This window comes from Sphingobium sp. SJ10-10, assembly GCF_036038995.2.
Lineage (GTDB): Bacteria > Pseudomonadota > Alphaproteobacteria > Sphingomonadales > Sphingomonadaceae > Sphingobium.
Genome location: NZ_CP158134.1, coordinates 153,972 through 178,757, shown reverse-complemented (window position 1 = coordinate 178,757; position 24,786 = coordinate 153,972). Strand labels below are relative to the sequence as shown.

20 protein-coding genes are annotated in these 24,786 nt (G+C 61.1%); 10 read left to right on the top strand and 10 right to left on the bottom strand.

What is annotated here, in order from left to right; all coding sequences use genetic code 11:
• Positions 1-56: 56 nt before the first annotated feature.
• The 4 genes from VVT58_RS21315 to VVT58_RS21300 all read right to left on the bottom strand — a co-directional run bounded on the left by VVT58_RS21315 (position 57) and on the right by VVT58_RS21300 (position 5,516).
• Positions 57-2,087, bottom strand: coding sequence for a M13 family metallopeptidase (locus VVT58_RS21315; protein WP_046766263.1), 2,031 nt, complete (start codon positions 2,085-2,087; stop codon positions 57-59).
• Between the two features lie 204 nt (positions 2,088-2,291).
• A complete protein-coding gene (istB, locus tag VVT58_RS21310; RefSeq protein ID WP_031304487.1) occupies positions 2,292-3,020 on the bottom strand; it encodes an IS21-like element helper ATPase IstB in 729 nt (242 codons plus the stop codon).
• Entirely contained in the window at positions 3,007-4,521 is a 1,515-nt protein-coding gene (istA, locus tag VVT58_RS21305) for an IS21 family transposase (protein WP_021238707.1), read from the bottom strand. Before istA ends, istB begins: the two co-directional genes overlap by 14 nt.
• 671 nt (positions 4,522-5,192) lie before the next feature.
• Positions 5,193-5,516 carry a hypothetical protein gene (locus VVT58_RS21300; RefSeq protein WP_327754377.1) on the bottom strand — a complete coding sequence of 108 codons (324 nt, stop codon included), beginning with the start codon at positions 5,514-5,516 and terminating at the stop codon, positions 5,193-5,195.
• Between VVT58_RS21300 and VVT58_RS21295 the strand changes: the two genes are divergently transcribed.
• From VVT58_RS21295 to VVT58_RS21260, 8 genes are all read left to right on the top strand, one after another.
• A complete protein-coding gene (locus tag VVT58_RS21295; RefSeq protein WP_061939961.1) occupies positions 5,516-7,222 on the top strand; it encodes an ATP-dependent endonuclease in 1,707 nt (568 codons plus the stop codon). The two genes, VVT58_RS21300 and VVT58_RS21295, sit on opposite strands and share 1 nt — an antisense overlap.
• Positions 7,212-8,630 (top strand): UvrD-helicase domain-containing protein, encoded by a 1,419-nt coding sequence (locus VVT58_RS21290; protein ID WP_061939963.1) that lies wholly within the window; start codon positions 7,212-7,214, stop codon positions 8,628-8,630. Before VVT58_RS21295 ends, VVT58_RS21290 begins: the two co-directional genes overlap by 11 nt.
• Before the next feature lie 65 nt (positions 8,631-8,695).
• Complete coding sequence (locus VVT58_RS21285; protein ID WP_061939965.1) at positions 8,696-8,902, top strand: hypothetical protein; 207 nt, start codon at positions 8,696-8,698, stop codon at positions 8,900-8,902.
• A 141-nt stretch (positions 8,903-9,043) separates the two neighbouring features.
• Positions 9,044-10,204: a hypothetical protein gene (locus tag VVT58_RS21280; protein WP_061939967.1), complete on the top strand. Its 1,161-nt coding sequence runs from the start codon at positions 9,044-9,046 to the stop codon at positions 10,202-10,204.
• Positions 10,205-10,209: 5 nt separating this feature from the next.
• The gene (locus tag VVT58_RS21275) at positions 10,210-12,129 is read left to right on the top strand and encodes a hypothetical protein (protein WP_061939970.1); all 1,920 of its coding nucleotides are present in this window, start codon (positions 10,210-10,212) and stop codon (positions 12,127-12,129) included.
• Positions 12,122-13,210, top strand: coding sequence for a hypothetical protein (locus VVT58_RS21270; protein WP_061939972.1), 1,089 nt, complete (start codon positions 12,122-12,124; stop codon positions 13,208-13,210). The genes VVT58_RS21275 and VVT58_RS21270 overlap by 8 nt, the downstream gene beginning before the upstream one ends.
• Positions 13,207-15,147 (top strand): HAD hydrolase family protein, encoded by a 1,941-nt coding sequence (locus VVT58_RS21265; RefSeq protein WP_061939974.1) that lies wholly within the window; start codon positions 13,207-13,209, stop codon positions 15,145-15,147. The genes VVT58_RS21270 and VVT58_RS21265 overlap by 4 nt, the downstream gene beginning before the upstream one ends.
• Before the next feature lie 23 nt (positions 15,148-15,170).
• Positions 15,171-16,136 carry a PfkB family carbohydrate kinase gene (locus VVT58_RS21260; protein ID WP_061939976.1) on the top strand — a complete coding sequence of 322 codons (966 nt, stop codon included), beginning with the start codon at positions 15,171-15,173 and terminating at the stop codon, positions 16,134-16,136.
• Here the strand turns inward: VVT58_RS21260 and VVT58_RS21255 are convergent.
• On the bottom strand, positions 16,100-16,582 hold the full coding sequence (locus tag VVT58_RS21255; RefSeq protein WP_061939978.1) for an NADAR family protein: 483 nt from the start codon (positions 16,580-16,582) through the stop codon (positions 16,100-16,102). The two genes, VVT58_RS21260 and VVT58_RS21255, sit on opposite strands and share 37 nt — an antisense overlap.
• 47 nt (positions 16,583-16,629) lie before the next feature.
• On the opposite strand from VVT58_RS21255, the gene VVT58_RS21250 reads away from it, so the two are divergent.
• Positions 16,630-16,980: a helix-turn-helix transcriptional regulator gene (locus tag VVT58_RS21250; RefSeq protein ID WP_061939980.1), complete on the top strand. Its 351-nt coding sequence runs from the start codon at positions 16,630-16,632 to the stop codon at positions 16,978-16,980.
• Positions 16,981-17,253: 273 nt separating this feature from the next.
• Here VVT58_RS21250 and VVT58_RS21245 read toward each other — a convergent pair whose 3' ends face one another.
• The 5 genes from VVT58_RS21245 to VVT58_RS21225 all read right to left on the bottom strand — a co-directional run bounded on the left by VVT58_RS21245 (position 17,254) and on the right by VVT58_RS21225 (position 23,931).
• Positions 17,254-18,906, bottom strand: a complete 1,653-nt coding sequence (locus VVT58_RS21245; RefSeq protein ID WP_352000165.1) for a hypothetical protein — start codon at positions 18,904-18,906, stop codon at positions 17,254-17,256.
• A 115-nt stretch (positions 18,907-19,021) separates the two neighbouring features.
• Positions 19,022-19,720, bottom strand: coding sequence for a hypothetical protein (locus VVT58_RS21240; protein WP_061939984.1), 699 nt, complete (start codon positions 19,718-19,720; stop codon positions 19,022-19,024).
• 253 nt (positions 19,721-19,973) lie between these two features.
• Positions 19,974-20,312 (bottom strand): type II toxin-antitoxin system RelE/ParE family toxin, encoded by a 339-nt coding sequence (locus VVT58_RS21235; RefSeq protein WP_061939986.1) that lies wholly within the window; start codon positions 20,310-20,312, stop codon positions 19,974-19,976.
• Positions 20,309-20,584 (bottom strand): type II toxin-antitoxin system Phd/YefM family antitoxin, encoded by a 276-nt coding sequence (locus VVT58_RS21230; RefSeq protein WP_061939988.1) that lies wholly within the window; start codon positions 20,582-20,584, stop codon positions 20,309-20,311. Before VVT58_RS21230 ends, VVT58_RS21235 begins: the two co-directional genes overlap by 4 nt.
• 80 nt (positions 20,585-20,664) lie before the next feature.
• Positions 20,665-23,931, bottom strand: a complete 3,267-nt coding sequence (locus VVT58_RS21225) for an error-prone DNA polymerase (RefSeq protein ID WP_061939990.1) — start codon at positions 23,929-23,931, stop codon at positions 20,665-20,667.
• Here VVT58_RS21225 and VVT58_RS21220 point away from each other — a divergent pair.
• Positions 23,930-24,628 (top strand): hypothetical protein, encoded by a 699-nt coding sequence (locus VVT58_RS21220; protein ID WP_226869717.1) that lies wholly within the window; start codon positions 23,930-23,932, stop codon positions 24,626-24,628. The genes VVT58_RS21225 and VVT58_RS21220 overlap by 2 nt on opposite strands.
• Positions 24,629-24,786 lie beyond the last annotated feature (158 nt).

Below are 24,786 nucleotides of genomic sequence, written 5' to 3'. Positions count from 1 at the left end.
GCGCCGCTGACACCCTCCCATGACAAGGCCGGGCTTCACCCCGGCCTTAGATTCAATCACCAGATTTTGACCCGATCCTTGGTCGGAAGATAGAGCTTCTCACCGGGTTCAGGCTTAAACGCGGCATACCATTCATCAAAGTTTCGAACCGTGGAAATGCGGTATTGAGCGGGCGAATGGGAATCCGTGACGAGCCGTTGGCGCAGGGCGGCCTCCCGATATTTGATCCGCCACACCTGCGCCCATCCGAGAAAGAAGCGCTGGTCGCCGGTCTTTCCGTTTATGACCGGAGCTTGCTTACCGCCCAGTGAAGTATGATAGGCATCGAGAGCAACAGCCAAGCCTGCCAGATCGCCGATATTCTCACCCAAAGTCATGGCCCCCTTCACATGCACACCGGGGAAAGGCTCATAACGATCAAATTGATCGACAAGGCGTCCGCTGAGCGCCTTGAAGGTGGCGACGTCGGCCTCACTCCACCATGGGTTGAGCTTCCCGGTCTCATCATATTTTGAACCCTGATCGTCAAAATGATGGCTGATCTCATGGCCGATCACAGCGCCGATCGCGCCATAGTTGACCGCCGGGTCGGCATTGGGATCGAAAAAGGGCGGTAGCAGGATGGCAGCGGGAAAGACGATCTCCACCTTGCCGAAATTGGCATATGCATTGATCTCCATGGGCGTCATGCCCCATTCCCAACGATATATCGGCTTGCCAAGCTTTCCCACCTGATAGTCGAAGGCAAACTGGTTGGCGCGAACTGCATTGCCGAACAGATCGCCCGCCTTGATCATGAGACCCGAATAATCGCGCCATCTGTCTGGATAACCGGTCTTGGCCGTAAACGCGGCCAGCTTGCGGCGAGCCCTGATTTTCGCGGTATCACTCATCCAGGTCAGCTTATCGATCCGGCGGCCCATGGCCGCGATCACATTCTGGACCAGTGCGTCCATCGCCTCCTTCGTTTCAGGCGGGAAATATCGCGCGACGTAGGCCTTCCCAACCTCCTCTCCCAAAGCGCCCTTGAGAAAATCGATGCCACGCTTCCAACGTTCCGGCCGCATTGGCGTACCAGCTAGGATTGTACCGTAGAAGGCGAAATCCTCGTCCCCGATATGGTCGGGCAGGAAATCGGCATAGGTATGGATGCTTCGCACGAGCAAAGCATCCTTCAGAACCTGAAGCGGAGTCTTCGCGATGAGCGCCGCCTCCCCCGCAATGGCGCTGGGCTGCGCGACAATCATCTCGGCGGGTTTGATGCCGTTCGCGGCAAAATAGGCAGGGAAGTCGAACCCGGGCGCGTCCACCGTCAATTTGGCGAGTGTGGTCTTGTTGTAGACCCTATCGACGTCGCGGCTTTCGACCCGTGACCAATGCAGCTTCGCTATTGCCGTCTCAAACGTCATCAGAGCGTCAGCTCGGCTGCCGGCGTCAGTTTCCCCAATCAGAGTCAGCATTTGTGTAAGATACGCACGATATGCCGTCCGGATCGCGGCCATTTTGTCGCTTTGCTCGAGATAATAATCGCGATCCGGCAGGCCCAAGCCGCCCTGACTCAGCTTGATGATATAGCTGTCTGGCTTTTTATCGTCCTGCCCAACGTAGAGGCGAAAAGGACCGGCAACACCAATGCGATTGGCCTTCGCAACGAGGTTTTCCAGGCCAGCTTTGTCGCGCAATTCGCTGATTTCCCGGAGCCATGGTGCGATTGTCGTTAGACCCGCTTTCTCAACGGCAGCACGACCCATATAGCTCGAATACGCTGCCCCAATCTTGTTCAAAGGGTCTTTTCGGGCCGCGTCCAGAATTGCCCTTGTGCGTTCGCGCGAGAGGTCTTCCAGAAGGTTGATCATGCCGAAGCTGGCCTTGTCCTCCGGGATCGCCGTGCGCGCATCCCAGTTTCCATTCGCATAGCGGGAGAAATCCTCACCCGGCGACGCTTCATGGTCCATGCCATCTTCATCAAGCCCGTAAGTACCATAGGCCGAAGCATTCGATCCGGAGGGCGCGCCCTGATCTGCGTGTGCTGCTGGAAATGAGAATACAGCCAGAAACATTGCTGCACCTAAGTTTGACGATCGCATCCCGAACCCTCTCGAAAGATCCAAGGTGTCAAACGGCGTTCAAAAGGGACCCCCGATCGGCGTCGAAGAGGGACCCCCTTTTCAGATAATATGATGCTGGTTTGTTGAAGATGGCCTTGCGCTGCGTGCGGCGGAGGGCGGGCGTAGCCCGACCGGAGGCGCGCGCAGCGCAAGATAGATTTTTGAAGGCGCCGAAGGTGGCTGTCAGCTGCGGTTTTTGAAGCGCCAGCTGTCGTTGCCCGTCTCGACGATATCGCAGTGGTGGGTGACGCGGTCGAGCAGCGCCGTGGTCATCTTGGGATCGCCGAACACGGTCGGCCATTCGCCGAAGGCGAGGTTCGTGGTGATGATGACGCTGGTCCGCTCATAAAGCTTGCTGATGAGGTGGAACAGCAACTGCCCTCCCGAGCGGGCGAACGGCAGATAACCGAGCTCGTCGAGAACGATCAGGTCGAGCCGCGACAGCTGCGCCGCCAGGGTCCCGCCTTTGCCGATCCGGGTCTCCTCTTCGAGGCGTGTCACCAGATCGACGGTGTTGAAGTAGCGGGCGCGAGCGCCCCTTCGCACGACATTGGCGGTGATCGCGATGGCGAGGTGGGTCTTGCCTGTCCCCGTGCCGCCGACCAGCACGATATTGCGGCGAGGCGGGAGGAAGGAGCCATCGTGAAGGGAGCGGATCATCTCCTCATTGATCGGTGTGCCCTCGAAGCTGAACCGCTCCAGGTCCTTCACCACGGGCAGCCTCGCAGCCGTCATCCGATAGCGGATGGAGGCTGCATCCCGGTGGGTCGCCTCAGCACGGAGCAGGTCGGTCAGTATCTCCATGGTGGTGCGCTTGCGCTGGAGGCCGGTGGTGACCGCCTCGTCGAACGCCGCCGCCATGCCCTTGAGTCCGAGGCCGCGCATCGTGTCGATCATATCATGCCGCTGCATCATAGCCTCGCAGCAGATCATAGCGGGCACAGTCGGCGAGCGGAGGATGCTGCAGCATCCGGTCTTCCGAAGTGACGATGCTGTGGGGTGTCGCCGGCTCGCGGCGCCGGGAGAGGATGTTGAGGATCAGCTCGTCGCTGGCCGTTCCGTTCGCCAACGCTTCGCGCACGGCAGCCTCTACCGGCTCCAGGCCATCGGTGAGCACCGCCGAGAGGACCCGCACGAACCTGCGATCGGCCTCGTCCCCGGTGCCGAGCCTTCGCCGTAATCGGTGCAGGGCGGGCGGCAGATCCCAGTCCTGGAACGGTGCGCCGTTACGCAGCGCGCCGGGCTTGTGCGCGAGGACCGGCAGATAATGCCAGGGATCGTATATCGTGCGGTTCCGACCGAAGTGGCGCTCATGCTCCCCGACGATCGCATCGCCGCAGCGTATGACGATGCGATCGGCATAGGAGCGCACCTGAACGGTCCGGCGTGCGGCCGTCGACATGACCGAGTAGCGGTTGCGATCGAAGCTGATGAGGCAGGTGCCGGTGACGGCATGCTCGCTCTCATGGAAGCCGTCGAACGGTGCCAGGATCGGCTGCAGGGCCGGTCGCTCCATATCCAGCGCCTCGGCGACGGTAATATCCCCGCGTTCGGGATGGGCATGATGCTCGGCCCAGCGCCGGCACTCGGCCTCCAGCCACCCGTTGAGCTCGGCCAGGCTGGCGAACCGGAGCCGCGGCTGGAAGAAGCGGCCTCGGATTGTCTGGACCTGCTGCTCGACCTGGCCCTTCTCCCATCCCGCCGCCGGCGAGCAGGCGGTCGGCTCGACCATGTAATGATCGGTCATGATCAGGAAGCGGCGGTTGAACACACGCTCCTTGCCGGTGAACACGGCCGTCACCGCCGTCTTCATATTATCGTAGATACCGCGTCGCGGCACACCGCCGAAGAACGCGAACGCCCGGGCATGGGCATCGAACAGCATCTCCTGGCCCTCGCGCGGATAGGCCCGGACATAGGGTGCGCGCGAGTCGCAGAGACGCATATGCGCCACCTTCACCCGCATCGGCTTGCCGGCGATCTCCACATCCTCGTGGCTCCAGTCGAACTGGTAGGCCTCACCCGGCTGGAAGGTCATCGGGATGAACGCCGGTGCGCCTTCGCCAGCATCCTTCCGCCGCGCAGCACGCCAGCGCGCCGCATAGCGGCGCACCGCATCATAGGATCCATCGAACCCCTCGCGCACCAGCAGGTCATGGATACGCGTCATCCGTAGCCGATCGCGGCGGCCGCGACCTTCGTTCTCCTCAAGCAGCGCATCGAGACGATCCTGATAAGGACCGATCCGCGGCAGCGGCTGGACTTTGCGCTGATAGTTGAACGCCGCCTCCGGCGACCGGATCGCTTTGCGGACGACCTTCCGCGACAAACGAAGGTCACGAGCGATCGCCTTGATCGCCTTACCCGCTGCATGCTCACGCCGAATCCGAACCACTGTCTCCACGATCAACATCCCGTTCTCGCCAACTGATCAAAACCAGTCGGCCGACTAAATCCCCGGGATGAAGGGGTCCTTTTTGCACGCCGATCACCCCACGAAGGGGGTGCCTATTGCACGCTGATCCTCAGATCCAAGGGGAGAGTCGGTGAGCCACAAGCGTGAACCGTGCAAAAGCCGCAATTTCCCAACCCGGTGAGCGCACCGTCGGAGCCGACATACCTTCGACCGAGATCCACGGGCTACTACGTCACTGTCCCCACCCCATCTAACGAAAATAGTGGGGCCTCACCCTAGAGGTATCGCCGGTCTGTAGGAAATTTCACGCAGCCCTTGCTCTGTCGTCGGCTTATTTCTGCACGGAGCGATGTGCAAAGGTCGACCCTTCCTTGCCGCTCAAGTGCCAAATTTCGCTCGCCGGTAGCGGACATCTCATTGCCGCGCTCAGGCCGGTCATCATGTCCGCTTTGTTGGACGATCCGGAACGTCTCCTTCGGAGCGCGGAGAAGCGACATCTGCCGTTCCAGCTGATCGACGCCGAACGTCAGCATCCGCGCCCGAGCGGGTATGAGCGCCCTAGATCCTGGCACCCGAAGCAGACTTTGGGCGGAAACCTTGTCAAGGTTGGGTGGAGGGTTCGATCCCTCGCCCGAAGATTTTACAAAAATTCAGTTTGTTATAGCATCCTAGTGGGTGATTTTTATCACGCGATTTTGCGAGAAGGGGCGCGTAATCAGCGCAGAGCTTAATTTCGGCTGTCCTGGCGTGCAATCGGGAGCCTCCGCTTCGGGGTGGTGATGAATCTGGAGGGAAGCCCTGACGGTCAGCGATCTTCGACGCATCCCGGCACCGTTTTCCTTGCCGAAGGTGTAGCCGCCGGCAGCCAGCGCAACGGGTTTCAGAATGCAAGCCACTGTTGCAACGTGTCTTTTCTGAATTGTATTTGGCTGGTCGCACTGGCCAGCATTTACTTCAAGGGTTAATGCCTTCTCAATTGCAGGAGGGAGCAATGGCGCGGATTCGCCACATCGGAATCAGAAATTTTCGCTGCATCCAGAAGCTGGATTGGTTTCCCAGCGCCGGGATCAATTGCCTGATCGGCCCGGGCGACGGAGGCAAATCCTCTGTCCTAGACGCGATCGACCTGTGTCTCGGAGCGCGTCGGAGTGCGCCGTTCACCGACGCCGATTTCCACGCCCTCAACGTGACAGCGCCAATTTCGATCAGCATCACGATCGGCGACCTATCCGATGCCCTGAAGAGCATCGACACATACGGCGCCTATGTTCGTAGCTTCGATCCTGCAAACGGGATCATCGACGATGAACCCGAAGCCGGGAAGGAAACGGTCCTGACGATCAAGCTGTCGGTCGGCAGTGATCTCGATCCCGTCTGGACGCTCGTGTCCGATCGCGCCCACGCGCAAGGCCTCTCGCGGAATCTGACCTGGGGCGACCGCATGCGCTTGTCGCCCACCCGGATCGGCGCGCTCGCGGAAAGCAACTTGGCCTGGCGGCGCGGTTCGGTACTCAACCGCCTCACCGACGAAAAGGCCGATACGTCAGCGGCCCTCGCTAGTGCTGCGCGAGACGCCCGCAAGGCCTTTGGCGATCTAGCCGATGCCCAGCTTGGCGAGACGCTGAAGATCGTCGCCGATACCGCCCGAGAACTCGGCATTCCCGCCGGCGAAAAGTTGAAGGCGATGCTCGATGCCCATTCCGTGTCCTTTAGCGGCGGTACTGTCGCCCTCCACGGTGACGATGGCATACCGCTGCGCGCGCTCGGTGTAGGATCAACACGCCTACTGGTAGCTGGGCTTCAGCGCAGGGCGGCCCAAGAGTCGAGCGTACTCCTGATCGACGAGCTCGAGCATGGCCTGGAGCCCCACCGGATCATCCGCCTTCTGGGGTCGATCGGCGCGAAGGAAAACCCGCCGCCCATCCAAGCCTTCCTGACGACGCATTCTCCCGTAGCGCTACGCGAGCTGCGAGGCGACCAGCTGTGGGTCTTGCGCAAGCTCGCAGCCGGCCACAAGCTGGATCTGGTCGGCGCCGGCGACCAGATCCAGGGGACAATCCGCGTGCATCCGGAAGCTTTTCTCTCGCATTCGGTGCTCGTCTGCGAAGGCGCCAGCGAGGTTGGGCTGATGCGCGGATTGGATCTGTGCTTTGCAGCGCAGGGCGCTACCTCGCTCAATGCCCGCGGCGTAGCATTGGTCGATGCCGGGGGCGTCAACAAGATCTATGGCCGCGCCAACGTCCTGCTTAACCTTGGCTTCCGTATCGCGACACTGCGCGACGACGACGTTCAGCCCGATGTCGGCGAGGAAGCGCTGTTTACGTTTCAGAACGGGCGGCTCTTCAAATGGGCGGCTGGGCAAGCGCTCGAACAGGCGATCTTCCTGGGTGTGAGCGATACCGCCGTCCATCAACTCCTCGAGCGCGCGGTCGAACTCCACGGCGAAGGATTGATCGATGAACATATCCGCGCCGCATCGCAGAACGCGCTTGCCCTCGCGGTTTGCCGAGGACCGGTCACGCCGTGGAGCCGCCAGACCCTAGCCACTGCGGCAAAGGGGAAAAAGAACGCTTGGTTCAAGACAGTAAGCTGGATGGAGGATGCCGCCCGCGACATCATCGGTCCCGACTTCCAGAACATGAGCGCCGACTTCCGCGGCAACATCGCGGCCTTGTTCGATTGGTGCCATGGTGTCTGACATCGACCTCCTTGCAATCGATCGCGGCACGGTCACCGCGCCCGCTGGTTGCGGCAAGACCCATCTTATCGCGCAGGCCCTGACCCGGCATGTCGGCGCTAAACCCATTCTTGTCCTCACCCATACGAATGCAGGGGTCGCTGCTCTGCGGGCCCGCCTCGACAAAGCTGGCGTTGTCCCCTCACACTATCGCCTGGCGACCATCGATGGCTGGTGCATGCGGCTCCTGACGCTGTTCCCCAAGCGGGGCGGACACGACCCGGCCATTCTCACGATTGCAAACCCAAGATTACATTATCCGGCAATCAGGCAGGCGGCGGGGACCTTGCTGCGCGATGGGCATATCAACGACGTGCTGGCAGCCACCTACGATCGCATGATCGTCGACGAGTATCAGGATTGCTCCGAGGTCCAGCACGCGATCGTCTACTATGCAGCGCAAAGCCTGCGCACCTGCGTCCTGGGCGATCCCATGCAGGCGATCTTCGGTTTTCAGGGCAATGCTCTCGCCAACTGGGAACAACAGGTCTGCGCGCATTTTCCCATCGCAGCTGAGCTCACCGCCCCCTGGCGCTGGATGTATGCAGGCGAGGCAACCTTCGGACGCTACCTCCTCGATGTACGCCATGCCCTGATCGCCGGGCACGGAGTCGATCTCTCTGCGGCGCCCGCCAATGTGTCCTGGGTTCACCTCGATGGGAGCGAGGACCACCAGCGCCGCCTAAGGGCGGGTGCCGTAGCCGCAGCAGATGGAGAGAAGGTTCTTATTATCGCTGATTCCCGAAACCCTGCCGGCCAAAGACAATTTGCCAGTCAGATCCACGGTGCTGTCACGGTAGAGAATGTCGACATGCGCGATCTCATTACATTTGGGGATGGCCTCGACTTTACATCCGCGGGTTTGCTGCAGCATCTTATATCATTTGCGGGATCGGTCATGACCAATACCGGCGGTACCAACCTGCTGAACCGGGTCGTCACCCTGCGCGCGGGACGCGAGCGGCAGCCAGCTTCAGCTGTCGAATCGGCAGCCATTAGATTAGCTGAAACGCCGTGCTATCGAACGGCGGCAGACCTGCTCGTTGAAATTGGGCGGGAACAGGGGGTCCGCACCCACCGCCCCGCGATCCTGCGCGGCGCCCTGCGCCTGCTCAAGAATTGCGGCGACAACCCCGGCCTCTCGCCCGCCGCTGCAGCCATTCAGGAACGTGAGCGATCGCGCTTGATCGGCAGGCCGCTCGCAAAACGCACCGTCGGCAGCACTCTGCTGCTCAAAGGGCTGGAGGCGGACACCGCAGTCATCCTCGATCCCGGCGAAATGGATCGACGACACCTCTATGTCGCGATGACGCGCGGCGCGAAAAGGCTCATAGTCTGCTCGCGGACCGCGCGGCTGACGCCCGGGTGAGACCTGCCGACCGAAGGAATATCATTGCGCCCGCTTAAATCTGCGCGTGAAACTGGAGGACGAGGTTGAGCCACATCGGCGATCTGATCGAGGACAACACCAATTTCCGGGTGGATCGCAGGGACGGCAGAGCGTCTTTTCGGCCCGTGAGAGATTCCGACGCCGACATTGATCGGTTTCAATCTGTCGTGCTGTCATCCCGCGCCAACCAAGGCGACGGCTACGTGATAGAAATCGAGGAGAAAATGAGCGATCTTGGCGAATCTGATTGATCTCGTGATGGTAACGCTTGATCGGGCGCGATCGGCGAGGCAGTTTCTTGCTAGAGGGGCAATGATTATCAACCAGTTTCAGTTCACGAGCGCGCAGCGACGGGCCGTTCTTCATTTTGAAGCGAGCGCGGGCGCCTCCCAATGATCAATACGCTTGCCCTCAATTTGATCGCTACCGTCATGGCTTGGGATAATGAGCGCGCGACCAGGGAATATGCCTGGTTGCGCCTGATGTCCTCGATGAAGTATGACGGCTATTCCGATTTCCGCGCAGGCGTACGGTTTCTGGAGAGCCTAGTTTCATGGCTGCGCCACTTCGACCCGGCGGACCGCGAGACAGCTTACGCCCTGGTTCGGCGGCGCCTAGTCTATATCTCGACCGCCGAGATGCAGCGCGTGATCGAGACCTTCATCCCCGAGGTGGTGACGCCCTATCTGCGCAAGGCAGTCGCCAACACAATGGGCATCAAGCCCTACGAGGTCTGGGCGACGAAGGAGGGCGCGAACGCATTCTCCGATCGACTGCGTCGCTGTCTCTTTGTCGGGCTGAGCGACGGAAGCCGTATCGACGTCCTGCGACGCGCCAACTCCGGGCGCTTGTCCCAGGAACAGGTCGTGCCGATGATGAACGTCGATGATGAAAAATGGCGGGGCCTTGGCAAAGACCTGAAGGACGACCTTAAGTCCGCGGACGCCCGCTTCGACGATGTCTATCTGATCGACGACTTCACCGCCTCGGGCACCACCTTCATACGCTTTCCCGAAGGCGGGGAAGCGAAGGGAAAACTCGCCAAGTTCGAAAAGATCGTCGCAAACGCGCGAGCCCAACTCAAGAACGACTTCCCGCTGGCAGACGGCTATACACTGCATATCCATCACTATATATCCACCGCCCAGGCGAGAGAGGCGCTCGAAGGCCGGATCGCCGAGGCAGCGATCAAACTTTCCAGTCGCAGCTATGGGACAGCGTTCATAACGGAGGGTCTGAGGCTACCGGGCGATCTGCGCATCGGCGCTGCAGATGCCGCGACCGGCACAATGCTCGCTGCCAACTCAAGCGACACATCCTATCTCGGGCTGTGCGATACCTACTACGATGATGAGCTCTTCATGCGGCTCGAGAAACACTGCAGGGAGGCCGGGCAGACCGACATGAAGTACGGATATGCGAACTGCGCGCTCCCCCTGGTCCTCGAGCACAACACTCCCAACAATTCGATATCCATCCTCTGGGCCGACACCGAGGGAACGCAGGGCCCGCCCATGCGGCCCTTGTTCCTGCGCCGCGATCGCCACGGATAAGCAGAATGGCAAACCCCTTCCTCCGCCGGGCAACCGAGTATGTCCGAGACGACGCATCGTTCCTGTCAATCGTCAGCCCGTCGCCGCTCACGACGTTCCTCGCCAAGAACAAGCATAAGGACGATATGTTCGAGGTGCCGGTTCGCATCATCGGCTCGCCCGGAAGCGGCAAGACTATGCTTGCGACGCTCGCCGAGTTCAGGATGGTCGAGGCGATCCTCAAGGACAGAACGAACGCCACCAATCGTACCCTGGCTGCCGCTCTCGCCGAGGCTGGCTTCCTCCAGAATGCCATCCCCCATATCGCCGCCGTGCGCGTACCGATGGAATCCGAGTATCGCGAGTTCTGGGAACTGCCGTACGAGAACGCCGTAAAGACCAAGCTCGCCTTCTGGCTAGTCCAGGCCCGCGCGATGCTCGGCCTCATCCGGAACCTCACGGCCAACCGAACCCGAGACCTCGATGGTATAACCTTCGTGCCGCGGGCTTCGTACGAGGCTCATCTTGAGCAAATCGGCGGCTTAACTGCCCAGGGCGTCCGCGACCGCGCCCTCGCCGTCCAGCGGGCGATCTACTCGATCGGCGCTGGCCTGCGGCCACCGAAGCTCAGCGATCTGCCAGAGGATGCAACAGCCCCCTACGCGCCGTTCGACGCCATTCAACGGATCAGAATCGAATGGGACGGCGAGCCCATCGAAGTGACGCCGCTGGTGATGCTGGACGACGTTCACGCGCTTCATCACGATCAGCTTGAGGAGATGTTCGAGACTTTGTCGCATCGCGAGATGAAGTTCGGCAGATGGATGATGATGCGCCTCGACGCCCTGAGTCCCGGCGCGGTGCTCCGCTCTCCCGGCGCGCAGCCATCCCACGGGCGCTCGCAGGGCCGCGATTTCGTCGACATCCGCATGCAGGTGGTCGAAGACGGCAAGAAGGATGCCGCTCGGCGGCAGTTCCGAACGATGGCCAAGGACATGGCGAAGCGGTACCTCCCGCTTGTCGAGGCGCTTCGCAACCGGGGGGCGACCGACATCGAGCGCCTTCTTCCCTCCGAGCCGCCAACCGTAACCCCGGCTCAATTGCGGTCACTCACTGAGAAAATCGCACGCGAGCAGGCCAAACGTGGCGTTGCCGCCTCCCGTCGGGAGGAGATCGACGCAATCGTCGCCGATTATCTGAAACGCTCGCGCTCATACGACCATGGGCCGGAGGTGGCGCTCGCGATGGTGCGCATCCTTATCCACCGTTATGCTGTGCGCATTGCACGGTCCGCGCCGTCCCTCTTCGAAGATTTCGATCCCGAGCCGAAAACACCGTTGAAGGCAGACGCAGACGTCGCGCACGGCGCCCGCCTGCACCTCTACCACGAACTAGGACGTCCGTTCCATTTCGGGATTGATGATATTTGCGACGCCAGTAACGAAAATGCCGAAATCTTTCTGCAGTTCGCCGGCGCGCTCGTCGCGAACATCGAGACCCGCGCGATCCGCAACGAAGATCTTCCTCTGCCAGCCAAGACCCAGCAGAAGGTGCTCTCCGACAAGGCGCGCGCGATCATGGATGGCTGGGCTTTCCCGCACGCCTCCCGGGTGCGCGCCATGGTTGATCATATCGCGAAGGACTGCCTTGCCGAATCTCTGCTCCCGAACGCGCCCCTAGGGGCCGGCGCCAACGCGATCGGTATCCTGGAAGACGAAATGCAGGCCCTGTCGCTGGATGATGAGTTGGGCGCGGTGCTGAAGCACGCCATCGCGAACGGAGCGATAACGATCGAACGTGATTACGGTCAGGGCGGCAAGCTTTGGACGCTGATCGAGCTGACCGGCACGGTGAGCCTCGTCCACGGCCTGACCTATAATCGAGGCGGATTCCTCGAAAGGCGAGTGGGATATCTACGCGACGCAGCGGGGCTGGCCGATGCGTGAACATTGGTCAAACTGCATCACGAACTTCGACGACGACGTCGCTTCGTTCATCCGGGATTATTTCGCCGATCCATCACGCCGCGTCTTGCTGGTTGCAGCCGCCGGGTTCGATCCGCGTTCGCAGCGCGTGTCCCAGTTGCTAGCGGACACGCTCGACGAGCGGTTATCCGCCTACTACATTCGTGAGGAACGTCCAGGCGCGACCGACGAGCTCGTAAAACGCGCGGATGCGAACGAGACGGCGTTAAAGGCCATTGTTCCGGCCTCCAAGGTTTTCGTGCTGCCGGTATTCGCAGACGACGGTGCTCCTGTTGGGGGTGCCCGACTGGTCTCGGAGATTCTTGCCAACCCGATCCCGGCCGACGTCACGGACGTAATTCTGGATCTTAGCGCGCTTTCCATCGGAATTGGCTTTCCGGCAGCCAAGCTCCTCCTCGAGGAATGCGAGGAGGACGGCAATCGCGCCTTCCACCTGATGATCGTGTCGAACCCGGAACTGGACGACCAAATATCCAGCGTCCCGTCGAGCCGCATTAGTCCGGTCAAGGGCTTCGCACCCGACGTCGGGATGAGCGCGCTCGAAGTTGCCCCGGTCTGGATACCGCAGCTCGCGCGGGGCAGAGCCTCCACCCTGACGCAGATCGGTGCATCGAGCGGGAACTGGTACAAGATATGTCCGGTGCTGCCCTTTCCCGCTCGGAATCCGCGCCGCGCCGACGATCTCCTCACCGAGTTCCAGACCGAGCTCGTCGATGAATGGGAGATAGACCCCCGCGACATCGTCTACGCGTCCGAGAAGAACCCTCTCGACTGCTACCGAACCCTGTCCACCCTGAAGCAACGGATCGACCGGACAATGGAAGGGACCTATGACCCCCGTATGGTACTCTCGCCCTTGGGCAGCAAGGTGCTGGCGGCAGGGGCGATGATGGCCGCCATCGAACACGGCATGTCGGTGCAATATGTCGAGACGGAAAGCTACGACTTCAGCGCGGCGAAGCCGTCACCAAGCGATCCTCCGGACATGATGGTGCACCTCGTCCTGTCGGGGCCCTTGTACGCGGGCTATAGCGAAGAATGAGCACGCCCAGGTTCAGTTCCAAGCTCGATGCGCTGCCCGCCACTCTCGACCTTTTTGCCGATTTCGATCCCGCCCCGATCGCGACATCGCTCATGCGGGGAAACTGTGGTCACGCCTTGGCGATCGGATCCGGCGGTTCGGTCGTCGCAGCCGAATATTTCGTACGATGCCGAGACTCGCTCGGACTGGGGCCGACGTCGGTCGCCACGCCTATGCACGCGGTTACCGATCATCATTCTCTCAAGTCCACCCAAGTGTGGCTCTTCAGCGCTGGCGGAGACAACCCCGATGTGACCGCGGCGGCGCAGGCGGTCATCGACCGCGCCTGCGTTGATCTCAACCTCGTTACGCGCAACCCTGATGGCGCCGCCGCGGCGATCGTGAGGCAAGTCGGCGGTGCGGTGCATGTTGTTCCAGTCGCAGACCTCAAGGATGGATATCTCGCGACGCACTCGCTTCTTGCGATGACCGTCGGCCTTCTGCTCGCCAGTGCGATGGCGTCTCGCGAACCCGCATCAAGCCCTGCGCCCCTCGAACAGATCGCGGGCCGACTGACCGGGGCTCGCGACATTAGTGAACGCAGCCATCTTGTGGACCAATGGGCGGGCTTTCGGACCAGCGACACCCTGATCATCGCCGCCGATCCGCTGTTGCGGCCCGTCGCATCGCTGCTCGACACGTCCCTTTGGGAAGCTACGCTCTGCCCCGTGCAAACGACCGACTTTCGCAATCTCGCCCACGGACGGCATGCGTGGCTTCACCATCGGGCCAACGACACGGTCGTACTTGCGCTCACAGGGAGTACGTCCCGCGCGTCTTGGGCGGCGATCGACGATGTGCTTCCAGATGGTTTGCGGCGCACGGCGGTCGACCACGGCCGTTGCGGTAGGCTCGAGAACCTGCTCGCCCTGATCGACGGGCTCTCGTTGGTCGAGGCCATCGGCGAAACCCTGGGCATCGATCCCGGCAAACCCGGTATCGGCGAATTTGGCCGTGCGATCTACGACGACCGATCCCTCGAAAAGCTGGCCCATAACCTTCCGCCTCGGCTACGTCACAAACGCGCGGCAATGGCGAAGGCCGATGCGTCGTATCCCGAACAGCCCAGCCTTGCGTCAATTGGCAGCGAGCGGTTGCGAACACTCGAAGAAGCGGACATTGGCGGTGCGGTCTTTGACTATGACGGGACCATAGTGACGACCGACGGGCGATATGATTTGCCCGATCAGAGAATTGTCGACGAGCTGGTCCGGCTGCACCGGGCGGGCTTGAAACTGGGGATCGCAACCGGGAGAGGCGGCTCTGTCGGAGACGATCTTCGCAAGGTACTTCCCGCAGACCTCCTCTCCTTAATGGTCATCGGCTACTATAACGGCGGATATATCAGCACCGCTGACGTCCAGATCGAGCTGGATCCGCCCGCGCAGAGCGCAGCTATCGCCGCCACCGCCTCGTGGCTGGAGAAACGGAACGACCTCTTCCTTGAGAAAAAATTCAAGGCAGGGCCAGTGCAGATCAGTGTGGACATGCACCGCCTGAAACACCCGTACCGATTCGCGCTCGATCTTGCTGCGTGCCCCCTAATCGCGACCGGCGAGGTAAGGATATCGGCGTCCGGACACAGCTTCGACATCGTTCCCTCGTCATCGAGCAAAGCGGCTGTCGTCGAGGCGGTCCGCGACGTGGCACGCCCAGGGACAGCAATCCTGTGCTTCGGGGATAGTGGCGCCGCTTCGGGCAACGACCACGCGCTGCTCTCGCATCCGCACGGCGTTAGCGTCGGCGAAGTCTGCGGCGCGCCAAACGGTTGCTGGTCGCTGTTCGGCGGCACTATAACGGGACCGGAGGCCCTTCTCAAACTGTTGGCCGCTCTGGTACAATGTACGTCTGGCGAGATTCGCCTCGACACAGCTTCGCTGTCGCTAGACAGTCGATGACCCAAGGAGTACATAGCAAGAACATGACTACCGCGACTTCTCTTCAGTACCGCTTCGACGTAGCTGGCACAGGACTGACCGTCCTAGACAGGATCTACGCCGATGGCGACCTGACCGACGAAGCGCTGGGAGGCTCATGCGGGAATGTACTCCTGTCGCTCGCGATGTTGCATCGGAATGTCGTTCCGCTGCTGATGCTCGGCGACGACGATGAGGGCGGGCAACTGCTCGCGGAGTTCGTCGAGGCCGGCGCGGTCGTAGATCACATCCATCGCCAATCGGGCACGCGCTCGCCGATCATCGCCCAGGAGTTGGACACGGCGTCGGGCCATCACGATTTCACCTTCGTCTGCCCCGAGACGAGCGAGGATCTTCCGCGCTACGTTCCGATCGGACAGAGCGAGGTGGCCTCCGCGCTCCACATCCTCACCCAGTGCAGCGTCTTCTACGCCGACCGGCTGTCGGAGAGCATCCTGGAAGCCATGAAGGCTGCCCGGCGCTCAGGTGCAATCATCTTCTTCGAGCCCTCGGACGTCGAGCAAGACGACCTGTTCGATGAGGCGCTAGGCCTCGTCTCCATCCTCAAATATTCTGTCGACAGGCTTGGCGAGCGCCTGGCGGACCTGCATCATGACTGTGTGCGGATCGTCACGCACGGTGCAGCAGGTCTTGAAATCCGCCATGACGACCAGGCCGTGTGGTGTTCGGCGATAAGTGCGCCAGCGGTACTCGATACCTGCGGTTCGGGCGACATGGTGAGCGTTGGCGTCATCGACTGGATGCTCTCGTCCGGCCTCCAAGCGAACGACCTCAGCACTACAGTGCTGATCGAGGGTATAGTCGCTGGTCAACGACTAGCCGCCGAAAACTGCGCCTTTGTCGGCGCACGCGGCCTCTTCAAGCATTGCGGCCCCAACTATGCCCGCGAAGTCCTGCGCGTGCCGTCAAAGGCCTATTCAGCGGCGACGAGGCAACATTCGTCCTCCTGACGGAGTTCGTCCCGTATCTCCATCAGCAGCACGCCGAGCATGTTCTTGCCCGCGCCGTTTACTTCGCCCCAGAGCCGGTTGACGTCATTGTCCACCGTAGCCGATTCGACAAGGCGGGCGTCGCCCGTCGATAGCAGCAGGTCGCGAAGATCCGCGTGCTGGGTGAACTTCGCCCTGAGCACAGCCCGCATGCGGTCAAACTTCGAGGTAGACCAGCCAGGGGCCACATCCCAATAATATAGGCCGTGCGCCGCCATTGCTAGCAGCGCTGGCGACGGCGCCGCCAGCAGCCACTTACGGACCTCAGGCTTGCGCGCCTTGCCCGCCTGGTACGCATGCTCGCTGGTGGCGAACGCCTCGCCCTCGAATTCCACCTCGCGACGATATAGGTTGCTGAAGGCGCCATAGGGCTTCTCGCTGGCCCGGTAGAACCGAATTTCGTCCACTCGAAACCTCCTTGCAAATTTAATTTGTTATATGCATGCTAATTTGCATGAAGCCGACAATCAAGCAGCTTGATGACCTGAAGGCGAAAATCGTTGCTGCGCGCGCAGAGAAAGGACTAAGCTACGCGGAATTAGGGAGAATTTCGCTCGTCCATCCGAGTCAGGTCAGCCGGATCTGCGAGGGGCATTTCAAGACATTCAGCCACAACGTCGTGCAAGTCTGCAAGGCGCTGGAAATCCGGGTTCCGCGCTTGGAGCCACAACAGTCGAGCATGGCGCCGGAATGGGCGCAGGCGATGTCGAGCATGCGCAAGATATGGGACGACACGCCCGAGGGCGCGCAGGTTATCTCCCGCATGCTGGATGCGATCGCCGATCTCAAGGTTCGGGCCAACTAAGCGCGGGTCGCTTGCGCCGAAGCGGCCTTCAGCGAGCGAGCCCGCCGTCTTCGGGTCGACGATATGATGGCGACAGAAGATACGCTCGCCGCATTGCGCAAGGCAGCCAAAGAGCCCACATAGGCAATTCTCATCGATCTCATCAGGAGATTAGGGCATCGGCTTCTAGTGTACGTACGCCGCCATCTTTCGAGGACGTTCATCTTTAGGCTCAACGTCCGCTGTGTCGGCGATACACGTCGTACTCTGGCCGCCTAGATCCGGTCGTCTGACCTAGGTTTCGTCGCTCTCCTCTTCCTCGTCGAGTACGTCCGTGAAGCCGCTTCCCTCAACGAGCACCTTGTAAGCGGCAAAGGGAATTATGTTCAGTTTCGCGATGCGGTTGAGCAGCCGTGGAAAGCCGGTCTCATCATAGACTTGGTCGTTCTCGGCGGCCTTGGTGACGAGGTAGCCGATATGGTCGGGCGTCAGATGATCGAGCACTGGCAGGAGCAGCCTTGTCCGCCTGATCCTGGCGTGGTTGTAAGTGTTGGATTTGAGATAACGCGCGATAATCGCATCGACAACGATGGGGCGCAGGCCTTCCTCGGCCAGCAAAGCGGCCAGCTGGTTGGTGTTGAAATCCAGCAGACGCTCCTTGAGCTGCGGCACCAGGTCTGGGATATGCACAAGAAACGGAAAACTAGGCTCGATTTCATTGTAGTCGGCGCCTTCGATGAAATGAGTCACGCGGTCGCGATTCGCTGCATCGAGCAGATCCCATGCTGCCGGCCACGCGGCAACGAACGCCACAGCGGTCGGCAGTTCCTCGTCATTGGCCTTGTGAAAGATCTTTCGGAACTGCTGGCCAATTCTGGGTTCCGCAATACCCCTGTGCGTGTCGGCCACGATGGTCAAGGCGGTGAGCGCCTGCGGCAGTTGGTGGAAGCCATCGTCGAGTTCGATATAGCCGAAGATCAGGGCGTCGATGAAATTCTTGACCAGCGTGGGCGTCGGGTGGCCCAGAGCGCTGCTGGCCAGCTGGGTCTTTGCCTTGGCGAGATCGGTCGGGAAATAGGCTGACGAGACGAGGGTCTTGAGGGCCTCAAGCGCCGCCTTTCCCTGAACGGGCGGTTGGCTGAGTACGTGCGCGATCGCATTACGCAGGTGCAGCCGCGCCAGTTCAGCGGGAGGGCGGAAGGCTTCACCGACGCGGTTGAACGATGGATGGGCGCAGCGGTGGCGGTCCTCACGCAGACGCTCGAGATCTGTCAGTTGCTGCGCGTCGATCAAGGAAAGGTCGTTGAAAACCTTTTGCAGAATCTCCCGTTCGAATTCTAGCGCCTGCTTCGTCGCCTGCTGCGCGCCCGAATGAATCTGCTGCTGGTAGATCTCGAAAGTTTCGAGAATCCTACTCGCCGCCGCCTCCCCGCCAATACTAAGGTCTCGGACCTTGTCCATCAGATCGAAGACCACGGCGATCCAGCTCATGACGATCGTCGCGCGATAGGCGCCGCCCCGATAGGACGCGACCGCTTCCGCGATATGTTCCCGGGCCTCATCCGTCCGGCACCGCAGGATTAGCTCGTCCAGATCCGACAGTCGCTCAAGCATCTTCGAACTCTCTTTTATGTCGCGGCAACCGGACGACATCGTGCTGAAGGAACCGCCAAGCAGCGGATTCTGCGTTAAAGCACGGAAAATAAGTGTGGAAAAGCCGTTAGCGTCGACCGGAACTCTCGCGTGGCAGGCTGGGCGACTGCGCTCCAGCGGGCGGTGATCGTTCCCCCTGTCTGATGATATGATGATATGAAGTAGGCTGTGGAAGGGAGCCCCCCCCCTGAGGGTCTGGAGCCTGTAGGGCGCACGGGCCCCTTCCGCATCGGTCACAACCCTGAACAGTTGCTTGGGACTGCTGACCCCGCACGCCATAGACAGGATCGCCAACACCTCGGATGGAACCGTATTTACCGGAGGCATGGTGTTTTAAGAGCTAGATTTATGAAGGGGACCGCTTTCAGGGCGCGCGTCGAATGCCCTGAATGTCAGCTCTGTCGGCGGTTCAGGACGTCGCTCCGAAGCGGTGATAGTCCTCTTCATTCCCCGGGCCCGCCGGTTGTCCGGTGATCTCGCCCCAGGCGCGTCCGATCGCTTCGGCGAGATGCTGCGGTAGGATGCGATCGCCATCGGGTCGCGAATGCAAAGACATGAAGCTGTTTCCCCACCGCCGATAAGGCTCCGGCGCCGCGAGAGGGGTTTCGACCAGGAAGAGTTGATCGATGGAGCGGCACCGATTGTCACGCATCGCGTCTCCCACCAGGGCCACGATCGAATGCCGATCCAGCCGAAAAGGCGGGGTGATCAGTGCCAGCAGCCCCATCGCCTCTGGCCGACCCAGCGCAGCCTTCGTCGCTTTGAGCTGCGCGTTCGCGGCCTTCGCCTCCGCCAAGACCCTTTTGCCAGCGATCCGCAGCGTGTTCATGGCGATCGCGGGCGGCAGATCGTGCAACCTCACCGTCACAGTGCCGGATATTACCGGTGCTCCCATATGCGTATTGCGCAAAAACATCTCGCCAACCGCCTCCGACGTCTCGTCCGATGCGGCCCGATCTGTGGTGAGCGACTTAACCTCGACGATCACATCGTCCGCCGGGAACAGGATATCTGCGATCTTGCCCGTATAGCCGGGTCTCGTGTGACTCTCGATCGGCTCACCGCCCGCGGCGGTGAGCACCGAAACCATCAGGTTATGCTGGTTCATCTGGCGTTCGCCGTCTTTCCGCGCGGCTTTCCCCCGAAAGCTGCGATCCAACCCCACAAAACAACGATGGATGGATGACCGGTTTCGGTAAGGCAAGTCCACGCCGCCAAGGACTACTTTGTCGGCTTGAACGGACGGCGCGTTCGCTCTCGCCTGACGTCTGCAATCGAGGGCGCCGCGTTTTGAAGCCGACCGTCGCGAAGGTCCCCATGTTGACCTGAAATCAGACCTCCAGGTTACGCATTTCATGGACCTATCGTCCCAACAGTCGGCGTTCCAACAGGGCCTGCATATCCCGCCGACCATCTGCAATGAGGAGAATAAATACACGGTTCCCAGCCACTCGGTAGATCAGCCGATATGGATGAAGGAGAAGCTGTCTAAACTCCTTGATCCCGAACCCCTCCAATTCCTTCGGTACGCTGCCGCGCATCGGAAACTGTTTCAGCGCTTCGATCTTCCCCGCAAATGCATCAAGGAGCGCGTCGGCGTCAGCACGCGATCGGTGCTCGGAGAGATAATCGAAAATGGCTTCGAGATCGTCTTCCGCACCCCGGGTGAGTTCAACCTCAAACCTCCCAGCCTTCGTCAATTGGGCGCTGCCTTCTTCTTAAGCCGGGCAATCACCGATCGCGCAGCCTTTGTCCGCCCTGCTTCGATATCCTGGTTACCGATCGCGAGCAGCTTGAGAAGCGCCAACGCCTCCTGCGTTTCCTCAAAGGACGCGACATCCTGGATGACGGCTTTGGCTTCGCCATTCTGCGTAATCACCAGTGGCTGACGCCGTTCTGCGAGGTCAAGCAGCACCTCAGCAGCATTGGCCTTTAGATAGCTGATCGGCTTCACCTGGCTCGAATATCGCATGGCATGACCTTCGTGGACTAAATTCGAACCAAATATAGTCCGCCCGTGAGGATATCGCAAGGCCGGTGCAACTTTGGCGGTTACTGAAAATTCCGACTTTTCACCAGCGGTCGCTCTCGCACATGATCGATATGCAAGTCGCGCACGAGAATATCACGCGCGGCTGGCTGCCTTGCTGAACTATCCCTGGGATCAGGTCCTCCGCCGCTCCGCGCCCCATCGCCGCGGCCGTAGGGAAGAGGAAACGCCTCCCCTCTTTGCCCCAAAGATCCCAGCAATGGCGATAGGTCGACCAGCTTCTTCGCGATAACATGCACAACCTCGCCCTCCCGCTGCACCTGCCCGTACAGCCCGAGCATACGCGCACCCATGACGATCCGCCGGTTCTGTTCAAACATGCGCGGCCAGATAATGAGATTGGCGATCCCGCTCTCATCCTCAATGGTAATGAACATGACCCCCTTGGCCGACCCCGGTCGCTGGCGCACCAGCACCAGCCCGGCCAGCCAGATGTAGCGGCCCTCCTTGGTCGTATCGAGCGTGCTGCACGGTACCATCTTCTGCCGCTGTAATTCCTCTCGCAGGAACGACACCGGATGCTGGCGCAACGTAACGCCAACATGGCCATAATCCTCGACCACCTCTCTCCCTTCGCTCATCGGCCGCAGGGCAACGGCCTGCTCGACAATCTCCTGTACGAACCCGTTTTCCCGCGTGTCAGCGGCAGCAAACAGCGGCAGTTGCTCGTCACGCAGCGCCTTGATCGCCCAGAGCGCTTCCCGCCGGGCAATGCGCATGGCGCCCCGAAAGGCATCGGCTTCAGCGAGTCGATTGAGGGCGCCCGATCCCACGCCTGCCCGGCGCCATAGCTCCTCTACGCTCATGAATGGCTCATCCGCCCGCGCCGCGATGATTCGGGCGGCGTCTGTTTCCTTAAGCCCCCGCACCATCCGCATGCCCAGCCGCACAGCGAACCGGTCGCCAGTGGTCGGCTCCAGCGTACAATCCCAGCGTGATGCATTGACGCAGACCGGGCGCACCTCGACCCGATGGGCGCGGGCATCGGCCACAATCTGGGCCGGCGCATAGAAACCCATGGGCTGCGAATTGAGCAGGCTCGCGCAGAACACCTCGGGATGCCAGCATTTGAGCCAGCAGGACGCATAGGCGATCAGCGCAAAGGAGGCCGCATGGCTTTCCGGGAAGCCATAGCTGCCAAAACCCTCCAGCTGACCGAAGGTCTTCTCGGCAAACTCGGCGGTGTAACCGCGCTCGACCATGCCGCTGACCAGCTTTTCCTTGAACTTCGACACACCGCCGGTGAACTTGAACGTCGCCATGGCGCGCCGCAGCTGATCGGCCTCGGACGCTGTGAAGCCTGCGCATTCGATTGCTACCCGCATCGCCTGTTCCTGAAACAGCGGGACGCCCAACGTCTTGCCCAGCACCTTTTCCAGTTCGGGCTTGGGATATTCGACCTTCTCCTTCCCCGCCCGCCGGCGCAGATAGGGATGGACCATATCGCCCTGGATGGGGCCGGGCCGCACGATCGCCACCTCGATCACCAGATCATAGAAGGTGCGCGGCTTGATATGGGGGAGCATCGCCATCTGCGCCCGGCTCTCGATCTGGAACGCGCCCAGCGTGTCGGCGGCGCGGATCATGGCATAGGTACGCGGATCTTCGGGTGGAATGGAGGCCAGGTCCATGCGGATGCCCTTATGCTGCTCCAGAAAATCGAACCCGCGCTTCATGGCCGTCAGCATGCCCAGCGCCAGGCAATCGACCTTCATGAATTTCAAGGCATCTATGTCGTCTTTGTCCCATTCGATGACCTGCCGGTCCGCCATAGCGGCGGGCTCGATCGGCACCAATTCGTCGAGCCGGTCATGGGTAAGGACAAAGCCGCCGGGATGCTGAGAGAGATGGCGGGGCGTGCCGATCAACTCGCGCGCGAGGTCCAGCGCCAGCCGCAATCGCCGGTCGGAGAGGTTGAGGTTCAATTCCTCGGCATGGCGCTCCTGAACCCCCTCCTCGCTCCAGCCCCAGACCTGGCTCGACAGCGCCTTGATCAGATCTTCGGAAAGGCCCAGCGCCTTGCCGACATCCTTGATCGCGCCCTTGGCGCGGTAGCGGATGACGGTCGAACAGAGCGCGCTATGGTCACGGCCATAGGTGTCGAACACCCATTGCATGACGATCTCGCGCCGCTCATGCTCGAAGTCGACGTCGATATCGGGCGGCTCTTTGCGCTCCTGGCTGATGAACCTCTCAAACAACAGGTCGGAGCGTTCGGGGTCGATCGAGGTGATACCCAGCACATAGCAGACCGCACTGTTGGCGGCCGAGCCCCGCCCCTGGCAGAGAATGTCCCGGCTACGCGCGAAACGGACGATGGAGTTCACCGTCAGGAAATAGGGCGCATAACCAAGCTCGGCGATCAGCCCCAGCTCGTGGCGCAGCAGGCGCGCGACCTTGTCGGGCACGCCCTCCGGATAACGGGCCTTTGCCGCCTCCCAGCTCATCTGCTCCAGCGCCGCCTGCGGCGTCTGGCCCGCGATGCTCACTTCCTGCGGATATTGATATTTGAGCTCGTCGAGTGAGAAGCGGCAGCGCTCGGCAATCTCCAGCGTCCGGGCCAGCGCCTGGGGATAGCGACCGTAGAGGCGGTGCATTTCTGCAGCCGGCATCAGATAGCGGTCGGCATAAAGCTCACGCCGGGCGCCAAGCTCATCAATGGTGCAGCGATGACGGGTGCAGGTCATGACCTCCTGCAACACACGGCGATGCGGATGGTGATAGAGGACATCGCCGGTGATCACTGTCGGCACCGCATGCCGTGCAGCGAGATTGGAGAGATTATGGAGTCGCAACTGATCGCCCGGCCGCCGGCGCAGGGTCAGCGCCAGATAGCCCCGTCCGGCAAAGAGTTTGGCGAAGCGCCCGATCACGGCCTCGGCTTCCTCCACCTCGCCGGGCAACAATATGGCGAGCAGCCCTTCGGCAAAATCCGCGACATCGTCCCAGCCGAGGATGCATTTGCCCTTCCCGCCCCGTTTCTTGCCGCGGCTGAGCAGTCGGCAGAGGTGGCCATAGCCAGATCGGTCGATGGGATAGACCAGTAGCGACTGACCGTCGGCAAGGTCGATCCGACAGCCGACGATCAGCCGGACGCCGGTGACCTTCGCCGCCTCATGGGCCCGCACGATCCCGGCCAGGCTGTTGCGATCGGTAATGGCAAGGGCATCGAGGCCACAGGCTTCCGCCTGGGTGAACAGCTCCTCACAGCTCGACGCACCGCGCAGGAAGGAGAAATGCGAGGCGCATTGGAGTTCAGCATATCGCATGGCGGCACCTGCCGATTCTCACATCATAGCGCATATTGTTCGCTATTTGTTCCATAACGCCATGAGTCAATCGCTGATGCAGCCTATAATCGTCGCAACGCGTTCAGATGCCAGCGCCCCAGTCATCGACAGCAAGCGAGGAAACGTACTAATGGCGGCCAAACTCAAGGTGTTCCGGACCCCGATCGGTTTCCACGACGCCTATATTGCCGCGCCCAGCCAGAAGAAGGCGCTCGAAGCCTGGGGCGCCGACAGCAATCTTTTCGCACGCGGTGTCGCGGAGCAGGTGACCGATGCTAAGCTCATGAAGGCACCGCTTGCGCAGCCCGGAACGGTGATCAAGGTGCCGCGCGGCAGCACCGAGCAGCATTTTGCAGCGCTCGCGAAATCGAAACCACCAGCAAAACCCGACAGCAAGAAGCCGGACACTACAGCCGCGCCACCGCGTCGCGCGAAGAAACCCCGCCCTCGTCCAAGCCGAGCGGCCCTCGATACGGCCGAGCAGAAGTTGGAGGCGCAGCAACAGGCGCTCGATGCGAAAGTCGCGGAACTGGAAGATCAGCGCGCCGGGCTGAAAGAGGAAATCACGCGCTTGCGGACTGCGGGAAAGAAGGAACAGGCAAAGCTCGAAACCGCCATCGTTGCTGCCCGCAGGAAATACGATGCTAAGCTGGATCAGTGGAGAGCTGACAGCTGAACCACGTCCATTCGGTAAGACCCGCGTTATACCGATTTTCATTCATGGCTTACAGCCAGCATCTCCATCATTCCCGTGCACGCTCTTTAATGAAGCATGTCCGCAGCCCCATCGGCGGGCCAATCGCCCACGGTGATGGCGACAGCGGCAAAAAGGGG